This is a genomic window from Methylobacillus methanolivorans, from assembly GCF_054588515.1.
In genome coordinates this window covers 833,926-853,435 of record NZ_BAAILT010000002.1, presented here as the reverse complement: position 1 = coordinate 853,435, position 19,510 = coordinate 833,926, and the positions used below count along the sequence as shown (strand labels likewise).

Below are 19,510 nucleotides of genomic sequence, written 5' to 3'. Positions count from 1 at the left end.
GGCGGTGCCATGGTAAAATTGCCTGTTTATATCCATTGTGATTTCCCCATGACTGTTCGTACCCGTTTTGCTCCTAGCCCCACTGGATTTTTACATATTGGTGGTGCCCGTACCGCCTTGTTCTCATGGGCGTATGCCCGTAAGCATGCTGGGCAGTTTATCTTGCGGATTGAAGATACAGACGTGGCGCGTTCGACACCTGAAGCTGTGCAAGCTATCCTCGATGGCATGAACTGGCTGGGATTGAGCTGGGATGAAGGCCCTTTCTACCAAATGCAGCGCATGGGGCGCTATAAGGAAGTAATCCAGAGGTTGCTGGATGAAGGTAGCGCTTATTACTGCTATTGCAGCCGGGAAGAGCTGGATGCCATGCGTGAGCAGCAAATGCAGGAGGGTAAAAAGCCACGCTACGATGGTCGTTGGAGGCCCGAGCTAGGCAAGGTGTTGCCAGCGGTGCCTGCCGACGTTCCTCCTGTTGTGCGCTTCAAGAATCCACTGGCGGGCAATGTAGTCTGGGATGACTTGGTCAAGGGGACGATCAGTATCTCTAATGAAGAACTAGATGACTTGATCATTGCGCGGGCCGATGGTACGCCAACGTATAATTTCTGCGTTGTTGTCGATGATTGGGAAATGGGGATTACGCAGGTCATACGCGGCGATGACCACGTCAACAACACGCCACGCCAGATTAATCTATTACACGCTCTCGGCGCTACCATTCCTCAATATGCCCACCTTTCCATGATTCTGGGGGATGATGGACAGAAGCTATCCAAGCGCCATGGCGCTGTGAGTGTGATGCAATATCACGAAGAGGGCTATTTACCTGAGGCTGTGTTGAATTATCTGGCCCGTCTAGGTTGGTCGCATGGTGATGATGAGATATTCAGTATGGATCAATTCTGTGAGTGGTTTGGTCTGGATCATGTCACGCCTTCGGCAGCCCAGTTTAATACGGAAAAGCTGAACTGGCTTAATGCGCACTATATCAAGCAGGCTGATTTGCAACGCTTGGCTGAAGATATTGCCGAGCGACTTGCCATTGCTGGTATTGCCGTTGATGGTCGCGTGGATTTGCAGGCGGTGATTGCGCTTTATCGGGATCGCGCAAACACGCTTAATCAACTAGCCAGCAGTATTGCCTACTTCTACCAGATGCCGCAGATTGATGCTGCAGCATTAGAGAAGCATGTTACGCCTGAAATTTTGCCTGTCATGCATGCTTTATTTGACGAGCTAAAGGCGTTGGATTGGACGCAGGAGGTATTGCATGCGGCGATTGAGTCTGCTGTGACAAGTCATGGGCTCAAATTTCCCAAGGTGGCCATGCCTTTGCGCGTTATGCTGACTGGCGGCGCGCAATCGCCCAGTATTGATGCTGTGATGGCCCTTTTAGGTAAAGAGGTAGGTTTGGCACGGATGCAGGCGGTTTTGCAAGCATAGTGATTGAATGAGAAAAAGCCTGTAAAGAGGTAGAACAATTTGCACTCTGTGTAGTCCTAAGAGCAGGCTGATGTGCTTTGCCTGAATGGAAGCTGGTCACGAGCACTTGTTTTTCAGCTTGCAGGCCCCACTACAGATGGGTAACTAAGGAATTGTTGATTATCGGTGGCAAGCGCTAGCTTGGGGAAAGTTTTTCACGTAAAGTGGCTTTTAAGAATAAAACTCCCTATATATACAACTACAAAGGTAAAGGAGCATCAAAATGAGCGTTAAAGGGCAGATGTTACAAGACCCCTTCCTGAACACGTTGCGCAAGGAGCACGTGCCAGTTTCTATTTACTTAGTGAATGGAATCAAGTTGCAAGGACAAGTCGATTCTTTTGATCAGTATGTCATTCTGCTCAAGAATACAGTCACTCAAATGGTCTACAAGCATGCCATTTCAACCATTGTTCCAGGTCGTGCTGTATCTATTCCCCATGGGCCAGCTTCCTCCACTGAAGGTTAATTTTTGCTAAATATTTGTTCTTATGTTTGATCGGCCGGTCGGTGGAGATGCTGCCGTATTGGTAAGCGTGGATGTGGGTGATCCTGGTTACGAGGAAAGCCTGCAGGAGTTGCGGCAGCTAGTAATCAGTGCAGGTATGGCTATCGTCGGGACGGTGGAAGGTCGCCGTCCCAAGCCTGATCCAAAATTTTTCGTGGGCAGTGGCAAGGCGGAAGAGTTGCTCGCGACGATGCAGGCGGCGGATGCCAAGGTCGCGGTGTTCAATCACGATTTAAGTCCCTCCCAGCAACGAAATCTTGAGCGCTTGCTTGAAGCGCGTGTCATAGATCGTACCGGTCTGATTCTCGATATTTTTGCACAGCGTGCGCAAAGCCATGAAGGCAAACTGCAAGTGGAGCTTGCCCAGCTGGAACATTTGTCTACACGCCTGGTGCGTGGCTGGACTCACCTTGAACGTCAAAAAGGCGGTATCGGTGTTCGTGGTGGTCCAGGTGAAACCCAGCTTGAGCTGGATAGGCGGATGCTGCGTATACGCGTGAAGCAGTTGCGGGAGAAGCTGGCCAAGCTCAAGCTGCAACGTGGCATGCAGCGCCGTGCGCGTCGCCGTTCCCTGGTGTTGTCTGTCTCTCTTGTCGGGTATACCAATGCCGGCAAGTCTACCTTGTTCAATCGCTTGACCCAGTCTGGCGTCTATGCGGCTGATCAATTGTTCGCCACCCTCGATACAACCTCACGCAAGCTTTACATTCCCGATGGTGGGCCAGTCGTCATGTCAGATACTGTTGGTTTTATTAAGCATTTGCCGCACGCCTTGGTCGAGGCTTTTGGTGCAACATTGGAGGAGGCTGTGCAGGCTGACTTGCTGTTCCATATTGTCGATGTGGCGAGTGATAGTCGTGATGATCAAATTGAGCAAGTCAATTTGGTGCTTTCTGAAATTGGTGCCCAGGATGTTCCGCAGGTGTTGGTTCTGAATCAGATTGATCGTGTCGGAATCCCGCCGGGGCTTGATCGCGACGAATATGGTAGAATCTCGAAAGTGCGAGTTTCTGCCAAGACAGGCGAGGGGCTTGATCTTTTGCGCCAAGTTTTGCTTGAGCATCAGCAAGGCTTGCAAGAAAAGCTGGCGCTATCCTAACCTAATCGCATAATTTTTTGATTTTTTCGGAGTGATGCATGGCTAACGATCCCGGTTGGGGCAATCGTAACAACGATGGTCCGCCCGATTTGGATGAAGTATTCCGACAGTTCAGCAGGAAGCTGAATGGCTTGTTCGGCAAGAGTGGTAATGATGGTGGCGGCCCGGCTCCTGAGTCCAGGACGATCCCTGTGTTGCCTGTATTGGGCCTGATTGCTGTCATTTGGTTTGCCACTGGCTTCTATATCGTTGATCAGGGTTCTCGTGGCGTCGTGTTGCGTTTTGGCAAGCATGTCGAGACCACTATGCCTGGCCCCCGTTGGCATTTGCCTTATCCGGTGGAAAGTGTGACTGTGGTGAATATGGAGCAGGTGCGTACCATTGAAGTAGGGTATCGCTCTGCAGAGGGTGGCGCGGGTCGTGGTCGTGAACTTCGAGAGTCCCTGATGCTGACTGATGATGAAAATATCATCGACCTGCAATTCGCCGTGCAATACAACTTGAAGAATGTTGAAGAAGCCTTGTTTAACAATCGCTTTGCGGAAGAGTCCGTGCGAGGCATTGCAGAAACCGCGATTCGTGAGATAGTCGGCAAGAGCAAGATGGACTTTGCGCTCTATGAAGGTCGTGAGGAAATTGCGGTATTGGCCAAGCAATTGATGCAGGAAATTCTGGATCGTTATTCCACTGGTGTGAATGTTGTCAATGTCACCATGCAGAATGCCCAGCCGCCAGAGCAAGTACAGGCAGCATTTGATGATGCCGTGAAGGCGGGACAGGATCTTGAGCGTCAAAAGAACGAAGGTTATGCCTACGCCAATGATGTGATTCCACGTGCTCGTGGTACTGCTTCGCGCTTGTTGGAAGAGGCTGCAGGTTACAAGCTGCGAGTAGAAAACGAAGCCAAGGGTAATGCCAGCCGCTTTGAGCAGGTGTTGGCACAGTATCAACGTGCTCCTGAGGTGACTCGTCAGCGTTTATACCTAGATGCACAAGAGCAGATTATGTCTAGTGTCAGCAAGGTTGTCGTTGATCAAAAGGGTAACAACAGCTTGCTGTACTTGCCTCTTGATAAATTACTTTCCGCTTCAGGAGCAAGCCCAGCCGCTAATCCTAACGTACAGCCTGTAGTTCCTAGCACTGTGCCTGAGCTTGATACCAATATTCAGCGTTCACGCGACTCATTCCGTAGTCGAGACAGGGAGAGCCGATAATGCGTAATCTGGGAACAGTGCTCTTGGGCCTGATTGCAGCTTTGCTGCTACTGAGTTTATCTGCTTTTAGTGTAGATCAGCGTGAATATGCCCTGGTGTTTCGCTTGGGTGAGATCGTTTCTGTGAAAAAAGAGCCAGGCCTGTACTTCAAGGTACCGTTGGTGGATAACGTACGCTATTTCGACAAGCGTATTCTCACGTTGAACTGGGTGGAGCCTGATCGCTTCCTGACCAGTGAGAAGAAAAACGTATTGGTCGATTCTTTCATCAAGTGGCGTATTGTTGACCCTGCGAAATATTATGTCTCCGTGAAGGGGGATGAGTTGCAGGCGGAGCGACGCTTGTCGCAGACAGTCAATGATGGTTTGCGCGCCGAGTTTGGTAAACGCACCATTCACGAGGTTGTGTCTGGTGAGCGTAGCAAGATCATGGAAATCCTGCGTCAGCGTGCAGATCGCGATTCACGCCAAATGGGTATCCAGGTGCTGGATGTGCGTTTGCGTCGCGTCGATTTGCCGCAAGAGGTCAGCGAGTCTGTCTATCAGCGTATGGAGGCCGAGCGTAAACGGGTTGCCAATGAATTGCGCTCCAGGGGTGCCGGTGAAGCGGAAAAGATTCGTGCGGATGCGGATAGGCAACGCGAGGTGATTATTGCCGAGGCTTTTAGCGAAGCGCAAAAGACCAAGGGTGAAGGTGATGCCAAGGCTGCGGAAATCTATTCCCAGGCTTACAGCAAGAACCCTGAGTTCTATGCGTTTTACCGTAGTCTTGATGCCTATCGTAATAGCTTCAAGAGCAAGAGTGATGTCATGGTACTTGACCCTAGCTCTGATTTCTTTAAGTACATGCGCAATTCTGGTCGCGCTGGTAGCGCAGCCAAATAAGCAGGAACGCCCATCTTGACTTCCAGCCTATTGCTTGCCTTTGGTTTGGTATTGGTGATTGAAGGTGTGTTGCCTTTAGTTGCTCCCCAAGCTTGGAGGCAGACATTTCAACGGATGGTGGAAATGAAGGATGGGCAGTTACGTTTCGTCGGGCTGGCATCCATGCTGGCAGGCTTGTTGATCGTGCTCTTTGTGCACTAGCCCTTAAATCTCATAGAAAAATGCGTAACTGGTTACTTCCCGAATACATCGAAGATGTACTCCCAGCCGAGGCTGCGCGCGTAGAGCAATTGCGCCGCAGTTTGCTGGATTTGTTCAAGGTTCATGGTTATCAGTATGTGATTCCACCCATGATGGAATACATGGAATCACTGACGACTGGTATTGGCCATGATCTGGATATTGCGACTTTCAAGGTAGTTGATCAACTGACCGGAAAGCTCATGGGTATCCGTGCTGACATGACACCGCAAACTGCGCGTATTGATGCCCACATGCTGAATAACCAAGGTGTGACACGCCTATGTTATGCCGGCAGCGTGTTGCGTACTGCGCCGGATGGTCTTGCGCGTAGCCGTGAGCCTTTACATGTGGGCGCAGAGCTGTATGGTCATGCCGGTGTTGAGAGCGATATCGAAATCCAGCGCCTGATGATCAAAGCCCTGCATGCCGTTGGCTTGAGCACTTTATACATAGACGTGAGCCATGTCGGTATCTTTGCTAGCTTGCTTGAGCATGCCGGCATTGCCGAGGCGCAGGAGCAAGAACTCTATGCTGCCTTGCAAAGCAAGGATCAGTCGGCAGTACGTGAACTGGGCAAGAATTTAACCCAGGAAACATTAGCGGCATTGTCCAGCCTGACGGAGTTGAACGGTGATGTCAGTGTGCTTGAAGAAGCGGCTAAACGCTTGCCACGCATTGAAGCCATTCAGCAGGCACTACGTGATCTCAAGTCAGTGGGTACAGGTTTGGCAGACCTTGATGTGAAGGTCTGTTTCGACCTGGCAGAATTGCGTGGTTATCATTATCACAGTGGCATTGTCTTCGCTGCTTATGCGCAAGGATATGCAGGGCCATTGGCTAGGGGCGGTCGCTACGATGAAGTCGGTGCTATTTTTGGACGCGCCCGACCAGCTACTGGTTTCAGTCTCGACTTGCGTGGCGTAGTGAGTTCGTTGCCAGCGGCTGAAATGGCAACTGCGATTTTTGCACCTGCTGTTGCCGATGTTTCATTGAGTTTGGCTGTTGAGCATCTGCGCTCTCAAGGACAAGTGGTGATTCAGGAACTGCCTGGGCAAGAGTCTTATCGTGCGGAGCTGGGTTGCGATCGCATCCTGGTTCAGCAAAATGGAGAGTGGGTCGTCGTGGCCGCTCCCGCGTTATAAATCTATCTATTGGATCTATTCATGAGCAAGAACGTCGTTGTTATCGGTACCCAGTGGGGCGATGAGGGTAAAGGTAAGATCGTTGACTGGTTGACCGACCATGCACAAGGTGTTGTGCGCTTTCAAGGTGGTCATAACGCTGGTCATACCCTGGTGATCGGTCAAGGTGCCTCCCAGAAGGAATATAAGCTGAATCTGGTTCCTTCCGGTATTGTGCGCGAAGGCGTCAATTGCTATATCGGTAACGGCGTGGTGCTGGATGCAAGCCATCTTCTGTTCGAAATCGATGGCCTGGAAAAGGCAGGTCTGGAAGTGCGCAACCGCTTGAAAGTAAGCCCAGGTTGCCCATTGATTCTGGATTATCACGTACGTCTGGACAAGGCGCGTGAAGCAGCGCGTGACCCAGGCCGCAAGATTGGCACTACAGGCAAGGGCATTGGCCCAACCTATGAAGACAAGGTGGCACGTCGTGCATTGCGTGTCTATGATTTGTTCTATCCAGAGCGTTTTGCAGAAAAGCTGCGCGAAGTGCTGGATTATCACAACTTCGTTCTCACCAAATACCTGAATGCCGAAGCGGTGGATTTCCAGCAACAACTGGACAGCGCCTTATCCAAGGCACCATTGCTACAACCATTGGTCACGGATATTTCTGCTGCACTTTATGATGCAAACAAGGCAGGCCAAAACCTCCTGTTTGAAGGCGCGCAGGGGACGTTACTTGATGTTGACCATGGTACATACCCCTATGTAACTTCCTCCAACTGTATCTCTGGCCAAGCTGCTGCTGGTACAGGTGTTGGCCCCAGCATGCTGCATTACGTCCTCGGGATTACCAAGGCCTATACCACACGTGTTGGCGGAGGGCCTTTCCCTAGTGAACTGGATATCGAAACTGAGGATACTCCCGGGTTCCAGATGTCTGACAAGGGTCGTGAAATCGGCACAGTGACCAAGCGTAAGCGCCGTTGTGGCTGGTTTGATGCTGCGGCATTGCGTCGCTCTGCCCGCATCAACGGCTTGACTGGTTTGTGTATCACCAAGCTGGACGTGTTGGATGGTATCAAGGAGCTAAATATCTGTACTGGCTATGAACTGGATGGCAAACCTGTTGATTTGCTGCCAGTTGGGGCTGATGATGTCGCGCGCTGTAAGCCTGTTTATGAAACCTTGCCGGGCTGGGATGAAAATACTTTCGGTGTTAGCCGCTGGGAAGATTTGCCGCAGAATGCCCGCAATTACCTGAAGCGTCTGGAAGCTTTGTGCGAAGTTCCCGTGGATATTGTCTCCACAGGTCCTGAACGCGATGAGACTATCGTATTGCGCCATCCTTTCGGCGTGTAAGGTTAGCGTGAAAACAGTAGAAAAACCAAGGCTGGCCTGGGCTATTACTGGCTCAGGTCATTATCTCCGTGAATGCATTGAAATTATTGATGGCCTGGAAGATGTGGATTTGTTCCTGAGCCGCGCAGGGGCGGAAGTGCTTCAGCAGTACGGCTACCGACATCAGGTTGCTAAGGTGTTTCAGGATAAAACTGCAAGCTCGGTGCCAGTAGAGATGTTTTATTACGGCAACTATCATACGGTAGTCATCGCGCCCGCAACCTCCAATACCATTGCCAAGATGGTATGCGGTATTTCTGATACCTTGGTGACCAATGTATATGCCCAGGCTGGCAAATGTGGTGTACCCAGCATTGTATTCGCCTGTGATACAGCGCCTGAGGTAGAATCTGAGGCGCCTCGGGACAATATGGTCAAGGTATATCCGCGTAGGGTTGACTTAGAGAATATCGAAAGACTTCAAACATTTGAAGACACCACGGTAGTCAGTGATATGCAGCAATTGCAGGCCGCGATCCAGGCCAGACTCGCATGTCTGAAAACCTCCTCTTCCTGACCGGAAAGCTTGCGGAAAAAAGCCTGCACAAAGTGCTGGCAGATATGCAGCCGACGGAATTCAATTATAGAGTTGCCCAGCTTGGGGTTTCAGTGGCGGCATTACTGACGCCGCAACTGATTATGCGCAGGTTGCCAGATGCTGGTGATGCAGATCGGATTATCGTACCAGGCTTATGTCGTGGTGATTTGGCCCCGCTGGAAGAAAAGTATGGTGTGCCAGTCCAGCGTGGGCCTGAAGACCTTAAGGATTTGCCGCAGTTTTTTGGTCGCGGAGGCCGTCAGGCAGATTTATCCATGTACGACGTCAAGATTTTTGCCGAGATTGTAGAAGCACCACAGCTTTCTGTAGATGGCGTGGTTGCGCGCGCGCAGGAGTTTCGTCGGCAAGGTGCAGATGTGGTGGATCTGGGTTGTTTGCCCAATACACCTTTTCCTCACCTTAAGGAGTCAATACAGGCTTTGAAGCAAGAGGGCTTCAAGGTCAGCGTTGATTCCTTAAATGCAGATGATTTGCTGTTGGCGGGCAGGGCAGGGGCCGATTATCTATTAAGCCTGACGGAAAAAACCTTGTGGATCGCCGATGAGGTTGAATCTATCCCCATCCTGATTCCTACTACCCCCACCAATCCTAGATCTTTGTATCGTGCGATTGAAGGCATGTTGAAGCGCAATAAGCCATTCATTGCCGATGCTATCCTTGATCCCATTCCGTTTGGTTTTACTGACTCTATCGTGCGTTATCAGCGTCTGAGAAAACGCTATCCAGATATCGAGATCATGATGGGCGTGGGCAACCTGACTGAGTTGACTGACGCTGATACTACCGGCATCAATGCGATGTTGTTTGGCATGATTACTGAGCTTAAGATCAATGCTGTGCTCGCCACCTCGGTAAGCGCGCATGCCACGTTTGCTGTTGCCGAGGCTGATGTGGCGCGTCGCGTCATGTATGCTGCACGCGAAGAAAACCGTTTGCCCCGCGACTACAGTAATGGCTTGTTAGGGCTGCATGATAGGCGTCCTTTTACCTATACGCCGGAAGAGGTGGAAGAGTTGGCAAGCCAGATCAAGGATCCCAGCTTTCGTATCATTATCAGCAAAGATGGCATGCATGTGTTCAATCGCGATGGCATTCATTGTGAGACCGATCCCTTCAGGTTATATCCTTACCTCAATGTGGATCATGATGGATCACATGCTTTCTATCTTGGGGTTGAGTTGGCGCGCGCACAAATTGCGTGGCAGTTAAAGAAGCGTTATAGCCAGGATGAAGAGTTGGAATGGGGGTGTGCCACATTGGCGAAAGACCCTGAGGGCAGGGTAGAACACCGGGATGCGGCACTAAAGGATAAAAAAGAGAAGCGGGCCGAGCACAATAATGCAGAAGCGACGTGCGGCCCCCGTCGGATTGAAAAAGAGCCTAATATCGAGCCGCCTGTCGAGGATGTGACCTGCGGGCCGCGTAGCACAAGAAAGATGCCAGACGCATGATTTACGAAAGCATACTGACTACACTAAGCCCAGAAGGTGTTCCACACATTGCACCTTTTGGTGTGAGGGAGCGTAATGGCTTGATATTGATTGCTCCATTTCGCCCTTCAGTGACGTTGGATAATCTATTGTCGACCCGGCATGCGGTGCTTAATTTTACGGATGATGTACGCGTGTTCGCTGGTAGTTTATCTGGACATCGTGATTGGCCGTTAACCAAAGCCAGCAAGATTGATGGTGTGGTGCTGAGTTCAGCATTGACGCATCGAGAGTTGGCACTGGTGGAGGTTAAGGAAGATCAGGTTCGGCCGGAGCTTTATTTTCGGGTTGTGCACGAAGAAACTCATGCCCCATTTCGTGGATTCAACCGCGCACAAGCAGCAGTGATCGAATTAGCTGTGCTAGTCAGTCGTTTGCATATGCTACCGTTGGATAAAATCGAGACCGAGCTTAATTACCTGAAAATTGCGATAGAGAAGACCGCAGGGGAGCGTGAGTTAGAGGCTTGGCAGTGGCTAGTCGATAAGGTTGAAAATCACAAAGCCATGATCACAGGGGAAAACCAAGCATGAGTAAATTGCTGATCAGCGTGACTTCGGCTGAAGAAGCCTTGATGGCTTTGGAAGGCGGTGCGGATATCATTGATATGAAAAATCCTCTAGAGGGTGCATTAGGTGCATTGCCGCATTTGGTCGTCAAGCAGGCAGTTGAGGCAGTTGATGGTAGGCGGATAACCAGTGCGACTACAGGTGATCTGCCTATGCAACCTGAATTGATTTGCCAGGCTGTCATGCAAATGAAAATGACAGGCGTGGATATTATTAAGGTCGGTTTTTTTGGGAATGAGCGCGATAATACGGCGTGCATTCATGCCTTACAGTCGTTAATTGCTGAACACAAGCTGGCAATGGTCGCGGTACTCATGGCGGATATTGCTCCACAGCTTACCTTGCTACCATTGCTGCGAGAGGCTGGTTTTTGGGGCGTGATGCTTGATACGGCACACAAGGATGGAAGTAGTTTGCTTTCTCATATGAGCGAACAAGAACTCCAAGAGTTTGTGCATTTAGCCGCAGGTATGCAAACTGGCTTGGCCGGATCGTTAAATATTGAAAATATTGAAAATATAGTTAAAATGAAACCCTCTTACGTGGGCGTTCGTGGCGCGGTATGCGAAGGGTTTGATCGTGTTGCAAAACTCTGTAAAAGCAGGGTGTCTGCGTTAAGGGTGTTGTTGTATAATTACAACAAGTCGGTTGAAAGTGCCGATCTGGCTTGATTTCCTCGACTATATCGTTGCGTGGCTTTTATGCATTGAGTATAGTCAAGTCGTCCGTTAGTCATCAGGAGTTAAATCGAATGAAAAAAAATCTGATTGGTCTTGCAGTTGCTGGCGCATTTGCATTTGCTACTTCCGTAGCGAGTGCTGATGACGTTGCATACAGCGGTGCTTGGTATGCTTTACCAGGCGTTAATGTGCTGAATGCCGACAACGATGCCAAGGCTGAAAATCAAAGTGTTGGTGGTTTCTTGAAGTTTGGTAAGGAAATCAGCGAGCATTGGGATGTTCAAATCGGCTTGAGCCACAACCGTGCTGATGAAAACCGTTCCCAGTTCAGCGATGGTAAATATCGCCAGACTCTGTTCGGTGTAGATGCACTGTACTTCTTTAGCCGTGACAAGTTCCGTCCGTTCTTACTGGCCGGTGTTGGCGCTGCACGTAATAAAATTGATTACACTGAAACTGCAACTGGCGCTGACTGGGGTGGTAAGAAGACTTCCTGGATGGCTAATGTTGGCTTCGGTGCACAATACTTGTTCAATGAATCTTTCGGTTTGCAAGCTGACGTACGTCAAGTTTGGAGCCGTGGTGAGACAGGTGTTGTAGGTGATCGCAATACTTCAACACTGAGCAATACTTACCTCAACCTGGGTGCGATCTTCCGCTTTGGTGCTCCTAAGCCAGCACCGGTAGTTGAGCCAACTCCAGAGCCAGTTGCTGCTGTAGAGCCAGCTCCTGAACCAGTTGCTGAGCCAGCTCCAGCGCCTGTTGGTCCTGCTGAGCCAGCATTTGAGAAGGTTACTCTTTCTTCTGAAGTTCTGTTCGGTTTCGATAAGGACAATCTGAAGGAAGAAGGCAAGTCTGCACTGAATGCTGATGTTGTTGAAAAGATGAAGGCTCACCCAGAAGTTGAGCTGGTTCTGATCACTGGTCATACTGACCGCATTGGTAACGACTCCTACAACCAAAAGCTGTCCGAGCGTCGTGCTAACACTGTTAAGAAGTACCTGGTTTCCCAAGGTATTGAAGAGAGCCGTCTGCATGCTGTTGGTAAGGGTGAAGCCGAGCCTGTTGTTGAGTGCACAGCTGTTCGTGGCAAGAAGGCAATTGAGTGCCTGCAACCTAACCGTCGTGTAGTGGTTGAAATCGAAGTACAACGCGCTAGCGAATAATCAAAGCTTGAGTGTTGAAAAAGCCCCGCCATGCGGGGCTTTTTTATATGGTTATCCATGAGTCAAACTTTAAAACATCAATATTCCGCTGAGCAATCTAATGTGTTTGCATTAGAGGCACGATGGGTCGTACCAGTGCTACCGTATGGACAAGTGCTCGAGCAGCACACTGTCATTGTTCAAGCTGGTCGCATTCTCGACATTCTTCCGTCAGAACAATCCAAGAAAAAATATCCATTGGTACAGGTGATCGTGCTAAATGATCATGTGTTGATTCCCGGGTTAATTAACTTGCATACTCATGCGGCGATGAGCCTGATGAGAGGGCTGGCTGATGACAAACCTTTGATGCAGTGGTTGCAACAACATATCTGGCCCGTGGAAAAGCGTTTCGTTTCGGAGCGATTTGTGCGCCAAGGGAGTTTGCTTGGATGTGCTGAAATGCTGGCTGGCGGTACTACCTGCTTCAGTGATATGTATTTCTTCCCGCAAGCGGTAGCTGAGGCTGCGACTCAATCTGGTATGCGCGCCAATATTGGCTTAGTGGTCATGGATTTTCCAACTGCTTATGCACATGATGCGGAAGATTATGTGCAAAAAGGTTTGCAGGCCAGGGATGATTGGCGTGACAGCGGGCTGTTGAGGGCAAGTCTTGCGCCTCATGCACCTTATACTGTTAGCGATAGCACTTTTGTGAATATTGTGACTTATGCAGAGCAATTGGGATTGAATATCCATACGCATTTGCATGAGACACATACAGAGGTTGAAGATAGTATCAAGCAATATGGCGTGCGACCCTTGCAACGTCTTGAGGCGCTTGGCGTACTTGGCCCCAACCTAGTGGCGGCACATGGAGTGCACTTGACGGGGGCTGAGATGAAGACGCTCGCGGCAAATGGTGCTCATATTGCACATTGTCCCGCTTCTAACCTCAAGCTTGCCAGTGGCATTGCACCTGTGACAGCGCTTGTTAATGCTGGGGTAAATGTAGCAATAGGCACCGATGGTGCCGCAAGCAATAATCGTCAAGACATGTTCGCGGAAATGCGCCTGGCAGCGTTGCTGGCCAAAGGGGCCAGTAGTGACGCAGAAAGTGTATCTGCTGCAGAGGCTTTGGCCATGGCGACTATTAATGCTGCAAAGGCCTTGGGCCAAGAGGCAGACATCGGTTCATTGGAGCGTGGGAAATGTGCTGATATTGTCGCAGTCAATCTGGCTGCCATTGAGCTGCAACCTTGTTTTAATGTCATTTCGCATTTGGTCTACAGTGCGGGACGTGAGCATGTGACCCATGTCTGGGTAGCCGGTGAATTGAAATATCAGAAGTTACAGGGGCAGGCAGGCATTTATGCCAATATGGAGCCTGCTGAGTTAAAGGAGATTAGTACCGAATGGCAAACCCAACTGAGTCAGTATCTGGCATGAATGTAGACCAGGCAGAGTTGCAGAAATTTGCCGAGTTGGCCCACAAATGGTGGGACAAGAACAGTGAATTCAAGCCATTGCATGAAATAAACCCTTTGCGTCTCAATTATATAGATGAGCATGCAGGTTTGGCTGGCAAGCGTGTATTGGATGTTGGCTGTGGCGGTGGGATATTGTCAGAGTCCATGAGTGAGCGTGGCGCAGAGGTTACGGGCATTGATCTCGGCGAAAAGGCGCTTAAAGTGGCGCAACTGCATCAGTATGAAAGTGGGGCAAAGGTAGATTATCGCTTGATCTCAGTAGAGGCCTTGGCTTTAGAGGCTCCTGAAAGCTTTGATGTCGTGACCTGTATGGAAATGCTGGAGCATGTGCCGGACCCGGCAGCTGTTGTCCGTGCTTGCGCCCAATTGGTAAAGCCTGGTGGTAAAGTGTTTTTTTCTACGATCAACCGTAATCCCAAGGCGTATCTTTTTGCGGTTCTTGGGGCTGAGTATGTGTTGAATCTGTTACCGCGAGGTACTCATGAGTATGAGAAGTTTATCAAGCCATCAGAACTAGCGGCTTGGACACGTGTTGCTGGGTTGGAGGTCACGGGTTCAAAAGGAATGGGATATAACCCACTGACCAAACATTACAAGTTGAACGATGATATTTCGGTTAACTATATCCTGCAAACGGTGAAGTAGTATGGCAAGTTTAGTGTTATTTGATCTTGATGGGACTTTGGCGGATACGGCCCCTGATCTTGGGCTAGCATTAAACCTGCAACGCAAGCGGCATGGCTTGCCTTTTCTGGATCAGGAAATCATCCGCCCTTATGCCTCACACGGTTCTAAGGGGTTGTTGGGTATAGGGTTTGATATTACGCCTGAGGATGCGAATTTTGCAGCCATGAGGGATGAGTATCTGGCTTTATATGATGAGCTGCATACACGTGCTCCCTTGTTGTTTGATGGGATGGATGCATTGTTGCATCGTATTGAGGCGGCAGGTATGCGGTGGGGTGTGGTCACCAATAAGCCCAGGCGGTTTTCTGCTCCATTGCTTGCGGCATTGAAGCTGGATCAACGCATGGCATGCTTGATCTGTGCGGATGATGCGCCTCGTGCCAAACCCCACCCTGATTCATTATTGATGGCGTGCGAGCAAGTCGGTGTGCAGCCTGATGATTGTATTTATGTTGGTGATGCCCAGCGTGATATAGAGGCCGGAGTGGCTGCTGGTATGCCAACTATCGTTGCATTGTATGGATATTTGGATCAGACAGACCGTCCACTCGAATGGGGGGCGGATTATGTGGTGGATGAGGTCCCAGAGATAGAAACCTGCTTGGTTGCCTGGCAGCAAGCGCTAGCGAGCCGCAATTCTGTTTCTGTAACAAGCACAGCTAACTAGCGTACGTTGCGGCGCTCCAATAGGGCTTGCGCCAAGGTGCCGCTATCCACATGCTCGATTTCTCCACCCATGGGTAAGCCGCGTGCGATACGGCTTACCTTGATGCCGCGGGCACGTAATAGTTCGCTGACATAGTGCGCTGTTGCCTCACCTTCAACTGTATAGTTGGTAGCAAGGATGACTTCTTCCACTTCACCGTCCTGGGCGCGCTTGAGCAGCTTGTCCAGGTGAATATCGCGAGGGCCAATGCCATCCAAGGGAGATAGCCTGCCCATCAGGACAAAATACATGCCTTGGTAAGATTGGGTTTGCTCCAGCATCATGAGATCACTAGGCATTTCCACGATGCAGAGCAGGGTATGATCGCGGGCGGGAGAGGCGCACAGCGGACAAATATCTTGCTCGCTGAAGTTGTTGCATAGACTGCAATGACTGACGACCTGTAAGGCCTGATCTAGAGATTTAGCGAGTAGTCCCGCACCTTTCCTATCCCGTTGCAACAGGTAGTACGCCATACGCAAGGCGGATTTTGGGCCCACGCCGGGTAGGCAGCGCAGGGCTTCAACCAATTGTTCCAGTGCAGGTGGATTATGCATGGTACTGATGTTGAAAACCTAGATCAGAAAGGTAGTTTCATGCCAGGCGGAATAGGCAGGCCTGCGGTGAGACTGCTCATGCGTTCCTGGCTTGTGGCTTCTGCCTTGCGTGCCGCATCATTGAATGCGGTGGCGATCAAGTCTTCCAGCAGTTCCTTGTCATCTTGCAGCAGGCTATCGTCAATGCTGACGCGGCGCACTTCATGGCGGCAAGTCATAGTGATCTTGACGAGGCCCGAGGCGGATTGGCCTTCAACTTCAACCTTGCCCAATTCCTCCTGCGCACGTTTCATGTTTTCCTGCATTTGTTGGGCCTGCTTCATGAGATTGCCCAAGCCACCTTTCATCATGTGTCTTTCCTCCGAACGTAATTATTGAAGTGGTTTGATGCTGGATGGAATGATTTGGGCACCAAAATCCTTGATCAGTGCCTGTACAAAGCCATCGTTATGAATAGCATCTTCTGCATCAGCCTGTAAGGCTGCTTTTTCCTGGCTCATTAATTGGGCAGGCGTATTGCCGCTACCGCCTAGCGAAAATGTCATCTTGATCTTGCGGCCGAAGTGTTGCTCAACTGCGCTTCGCAATTTTTCTTCGTAGCCCATATTGAGCAGATGCTTTTGCGAAGGGGGTACTGAAAATGCAATATGTTCCTCATCAAAGCTTGCCAGCTCACAGTTTTGTGCCAGTGCTCGTGCCAACCCCAGCTTTAGGCGATCGACCAGCGCGCGCCAATTGCCGTCAAATGCGCGTGTAATCGTTGGTGTAGAAGAGTCTTCAATAGGTGCCGGAGTAGCAGCAACTGTTGGCTGAGGTGGCGTTAATGCTGTTGCGGGTGGAGGTGTTGTCTCCAAGACTGACGCGGTGGTGCTGGGTGCAATCACCTTGGTGGCTGGTTGGCTAATAGCCAGGGCCGCACTGGCACGAGGTGGAACATTTTCTGTGGCTGCGGCAGGTGTTGGTTTTGCGCGTGCTGGAGGCTTTTGCTCTCCTGGATTAAACGCCAGCATACGTAGTAGCGCCATCGTAAAGCCTGCAAATTCATCAGGCGCCAAGCCCAAATCGCGTCTTGCCAACAGGGCAATTTGGTAATACAGCTGTAATTCTTCTGCGCCCATGCGCGATGCGAGATCAAGCATGGATTGGCGTTCTGGATGATCGTGCGCGATGCTATCAGGCACGGCTTGTACAATCGCAATCTCGTGCAGCAGATTAGCCAAGTCATTCAATGCTGCATCAAAAGAGATCGCGCGTTGCTCCATGGCGCGGGCTTGGCTCAGCACGGCGTTGCCATCTTGAGAGAGTAGAGCATTGAGCAAGTCGAACAGGTAGCTCTGGTCAATGGCGCCCAGCATCGCACGGACTTCTTTTTCATTGACACTATCGCCACCGTAGGCAATTGCCTGATCCAGCAAGGAGAGCGCATCGCGCATGCTACCATTGGCTGAGCGGCCAATTAGCTGTAGCGCCACTGGCTCAAAGACAATGTTTTCTTCGGTCAACACATGCTGCAGGTGCTCGGCGATACCGTTGCTCGACATCTGACGTAAATTGAATTGTAGGCAGCGCGAGAGGATGGTGACTGGTACTTTTTGTGGGTCAGTCGTGGCCAGGATGAATTTGACGTGAGCCGGTGGTTCTTCCAGCGTTTTCAACATGGCATTGAAGGCATGGCCTGTCAGCTGGTGCACTTCATCAAGCATATACACTTTATAACGGCCTTGTGTCGGGGCGTAAATGGCTTTTTCCAGCAGTGACGTCATATCCTCTACGCCGCGGTTGGATGCAGCATCCATCTCGACATAATCCAGGAAGCTGCCTTTATCAATGGCAACACAGGCTGCGCATTGACCGCAAGGCGTTGCGCTGACGCCTTGTTCACAATTCAATGATTTTGCCAGAATACGGGAGAGCGTAGTCTTGCCAACGCCACGTGTGCCAGTGAAGAGGTAAGCGTGATGTAAGCGTTGCTGTTGCAGGGCATTGGTGAGCGCACGAACCACGTGTTCCTGGCCTACCAGCGCATCAAAGGATTTTGGGCGCCATTTGCGGGCAAGAACCTGATAGCTCATAGGTGTATAAACTCAATGGGTGTCATGCGTTGCAGGTACCTGCCGTTGCTTGCGGTTGATGCAATGCCAGTAGTACTTCGGCATGATCTTTCCTGGCAGGTTTTTCGATTCGTTTAAGAGGCGAGCCAAACCCCCGGCACTTGCTTCAATAGTTGTGGCTGCTTCCTTCCGGACCTGACCAGGTTCGCTACTTTGCAATGCGGGGAGGCCCGCCAGACACCATTCTAACTCAAATGGACGTGTGACAGCCAGTGCTTTCATAGGCCAAGGGAGGGATGGATTAACGATTGACCTTGAGCTATATTGATCAAATCAATTGAATTACAAGAAAAAAGAGAACGTCATCATGCATCAGGCTGACCGTTATTTCCTACGGCTAATCCAGCCTTTTCTGGGGAGTAAGCCACCTGAGGTTGCCAAGACGGTAGTGCTTGGGGTGGTGATCTTATCTATTCTGGTGTTGGCAGAAAGCTTGGCCTGTGTATTCTGGATATTCAGCTTATCCAGCCTGGGTGAGGGTTATGCAGTAATGGCTGCTGTGCCTTATATCTACATCATCATTTCCTATAGTAGTTTATTGGTGTTTTACCATTTCAAGCGATTTGATGCGTTCACTTTTACTCAGTTGGTGATGTTGCTGGTGATGCCATTTTTCATGCAGTGGATCATTGGTGGTTTTCAGGCTTCTAGTGGCGTTGCATTCTGGGCGATCCTGTCTCCCGTAGGGGCCCTGATGATATTAGGGACTCGGCAATCAACCCCTTGGTTTATCTTGTTTGGTGTGTTGGCCGTGTTGTCATGGTGGCTGAACTCCCTGTTTTCTATGCACGCAATGCCTATTCCCAGCGACATCAGGGATGCATTTTTCGCGATCAATATGGCCGGAGTATCGGGCATCCTTTATATCGTGATGCGTTATTTTCAATCGCAAAAAGCAAAAGTGCTAGAGGCACTTGCGATTGAGAAATCACGGTCAGAACAGTTATTGCGCAGCATCTTGCCCGATTCAGTCGCGCAGCGATTGCACGAAGCGCAGGGTACTCGCATTGCGGACAGTCATGAGGCAGTCACTATCCTGTTTGCCGATATTGTTAACTTTACCCAGATATCTGCCACGATGAGTCCAACCCAGGTGGTCGACATGCTCAATCACGTATTTTCACGTTTTGACCAACTTGCTGCGCAATATGGAGTAGAAAAAATCAAGACGATAGGGGATGCTTACATGGTGATTGCAGGAGCCCCGAACCCTCGTCATGACCATGCTCAAGTAATTGCCGATATGGCATTGGCTATGCCAGCTTTATTGAGGGAGGTTTCCCATGAGATTGGTCAGTCATTGGAGATGCGCATTGGTATCAATAGTGGGGCAGTTGTAGCTGGAATCATTGGTAACACCAGATTTAGCTACGATTTATGGGGTGATGCCGTGAATCTTGCCAGTCGAATGGAGCATACAGGCCTGCCTAATCAAATCCAGGTTTCTGCTTCCACTTACACGTTATTGAGTCAGGATTATGTTTTCGAGCCTCGCAATGGGGTCGAGATTAAAGGCAAGGGTGTGGTGAGTACTTATTGGCTTAAAAGCAAAAAGTAA

General features: G+C 50.2%; 20 protein-coding genes and 1 other RNA gene. 17 read left to right on the top strand and 4 right to left on the bottom strand.

From position 1 onward, the window contains the following. Positions 1–48 precede the first annotated feature (48 nt). From gltX to LG202_RS05190, 16 genes are all read left to right on the top strand, one after another. A complete protein-coding gene (gene gltX, locus LG202_RS05265; RefSeq protein WP_230347352.1) occupies positions 49–1,446 on the top strand; it encodes a glutamate--tRNA ligase in 1,398 nt (465 codons plus the stop codon). Positions 1,447–1,708: 262 nt separating this feature from the next. Continuing rightward, the gene (gene hfq, locus LG202_RS05260; RefSeq protein WP_230347351.1) at positions 1,709–1,954 is read left to right on the top strand and encodes an RNA chaperone Hfq; all 246 of its coding nucleotides are present in this window, start codon (positions 1,709–1,711) and stop codon (positions 1,952–1,954) included. Positions 1,955–1,976: 22 nt separating this feature from the next. Beyond that, positions 1,977–3,092, top strand: coding sequence for a GTPase HflX (gene hflX / locus LG202_RS05255; protein WP_230347350.1), 1,116 nt, complete (start codon positions 1,977–1,979; stop codon positions 3,090–3,092). A 38-nt stretch (positions 3,093–3,130) separates the two neighbouring features. After that, a complete protein-coding gene (hflK, locus tag LG202_RS05250; protein WP_230347349.1) occupies positions 3,131–4,306 on the top strand; it encodes an FtsH protease activity modulator HflK in 1,176 nt (391 codons plus the stop codon). Then, the gene (hflC, locus tag LG202_RS05245) at positions 4,306–5,190 is read left to right on the top strand and encodes a protease modulator HflC (RefSeq protein ID WP_230347348.1); all 885 of its coding nucleotides are present in this window, start codon (positions 4,306–4,308) and stop codon (positions 5,188–5,190) included. The genes hflK and hflC overlap by 1 nt, the downstream gene beginning before the upstream one ends. A gap of 15 nt (positions 5,191–5,205) precedes the next feature. After that, positions 5,206–5,391, top strand: coding sequence for a DUF2065 domain-containing protein (locus tag LG202_RS05240; RefSeq protein ID WP_230347347.1), 186 nt, complete (start codon positions 5,206–5,208; stop codon positions 5,389–5,391). Between the two features lie 20 nt (positions 5,392–5,411). Next, entirely contained in the window at positions 5,412–6,575 is a 1,164-nt protein-coding gene (locus tag LG202_RS05235; protein ID WP_230347346.1) for an ATP phosphoribosyltransferase regulatory subunit, read from the top strand. A 21-nt stretch (positions 6,576–6,596) separates the two neighbouring features. Continuing rightward, on the top strand, positions 6,597–7,919 hold the full coding sequence (locus tag LG202_RS05230) for an adenylosuccinate synthase (RefSeq protein WP_230347345.1): 1,323 nt from the start codon (positions 6,597–6,599) through the stop codon (positions 7,917–7,919). 7 nt (positions 7,920–7,926) lie between these two features. Next, a complete protein-coding gene (locus LG202_RS05225; RefSeq protein WP_230347344.1) occupies positions 7,927–8,475 on the top strand; it encodes a flavoprotein in 549 nt (182 codons plus the stop codon). Beyond that, positions 8,451–9,968, top strand: a complete 1,518-nt coding sequence (locus LG202_RS05220; RefSeq protein WP_230347343.1) for a DUF6513 domain-containing protein — start codon at positions 8,451–8,453, stop codon at positions 9,966–9,968. The genes LG202_RS05225 and LG202_RS05220 overlap by 25 nt, the downstream gene beginning before the upstream one ends. Further along, complete coding sequence (locus LG202_RS05215; protein ID WP_230347342.1) at positions 9,965–10,540, top strand: DUF447 domain-containing protein; 576 nt, start codon at positions 9,965–9,967, stop codon at positions 10,538–10,540. Before LG202_RS05220 ends, LG202_RS05215 begins: the two co-directional genes overlap by 4 nt. Continuing rightward, positions 10,537–11,247 (top strand): (5-formylfuran-3-yl)methyl phosphate synthase, encoded by a 711-nt coding sequence (locus tag LG202_RS05210; protein ID WP_230347341.1) that lies wholly within the window; start codon positions 10,537–10,539, stop codon positions 11,245–11,247. Before LG202_RS05215 ends, LG202_RS05210 begins: the two co-directional genes overlap by 4 nt. An 80-nt stretch (positions 11,248–11,327) precedes the next feature. Then, positions 11,328–12,422, top strand: coding sequence for an OmpA family protein (locus tag LG202_RS05205; RefSeq protein WP_230347340.1), 1,095 nt, complete (start codon positions 11,328–11,330; stop codon positions 12,420–12,422). 57 nt (positions 12,423–12,479) lie between these two features. Beyond that, positions 12,480–13,850 (top strand): TRZ/ATZ family hydrolase, encoded by a 1,371-nt coding sequence (locus tag LG202_RS05200; protein WP_230347339.1) that lies wholly within the window; start codon positions 12,480–12,482, stop codon positions 13,848–13,850. Then, complete coding sequence (ubiG, locus tag LG202_RS05195; RefSeq protein ID WP_230347338.1) at positions 13,817–14,536, top strand: bifunctional 2-polyprenyl-6-hydroxyphenol methylase/3-demethylubiquinol 3-O-methyltransferase UbiG; 720 nt, start codon at positions 13,817–13,819, stop codon at positions 14,534–14,536. Before LG202_RS05200 ends, ubiG begins: the two co-directional genes overlap by 34 nt. Position 14,537: 1 nt before the next feature. Further along, entirely contained in the window at positions 14,538–15,245 is a 708-nt protein-coding gene (locus LG202_RS05190) for an HAD family hydrolase (protein ID WP_230347337.1), read from the top strand. On the opposite strand, the gene recR is transcribed toward LG202_RS05190, so the two are convergent. The 4 genes from recR to ffs form a co-directional block, all read right to left on the bottom strand. Continuing rightward, complete coding sequence (gene recR / locus LG202_RS05185) at positions 15,242–15,841, bottom strand: recombination mediator RecR (protein WP_230347336.1); 600 nt, start codon at positions 15,839–15,841, stop codon at positions 15,242–15,244. The genes LG202_RS05190 and recR overlap by 4 nt on opposite strands. A gap of 23 nt (positions 15,842–15,864) precedes the next feature. After that, complete coding sequence (locus LG202_RS05180; protein ID WP_230347335.1) at positions 15,865–16,191, bottom strand: YbaB/EbfC family nucleoid-associated protein; 327 nt, start codon at positions 16,189–16,191, stop codon at positions 15,865–15,867. Positions 16,192–16,212: 21 nt separating this feature from the next. Then, entirely contained in the window at positions 16,213–17,913 is a 1,701-nt protein-coding gene (gene dnaX / locus LG202_RS05175; RefSeq protein ID WP_230347334.1) for a DNA polymerase III subunit gamma/tau, read from the bottom strand. Positions 17,914–18,029: 116 nt separating this feature from the next. After that, positions 18,030–18,127, bottom strand: an RNA gene (gene ffs / locus LG202_RS05170) — signal recognition particle sRNA small type. Between the two features lie 129 nt (positions 18,128–18,256). Here ffs and LG202_RS05165 point away from each other — a divergent pair. Further along, positions 18,257–19,510 (top strand): adenylate/guanylate cyclase domain-containing protein, encoded by a 1,254-nt coding sequence (locus LG202_RS05165; RefSeq protein ID WP_230348047.1) that lies wholly within the window; start codon positions 18,257–18,259, stop codon positions 19,508–19,510.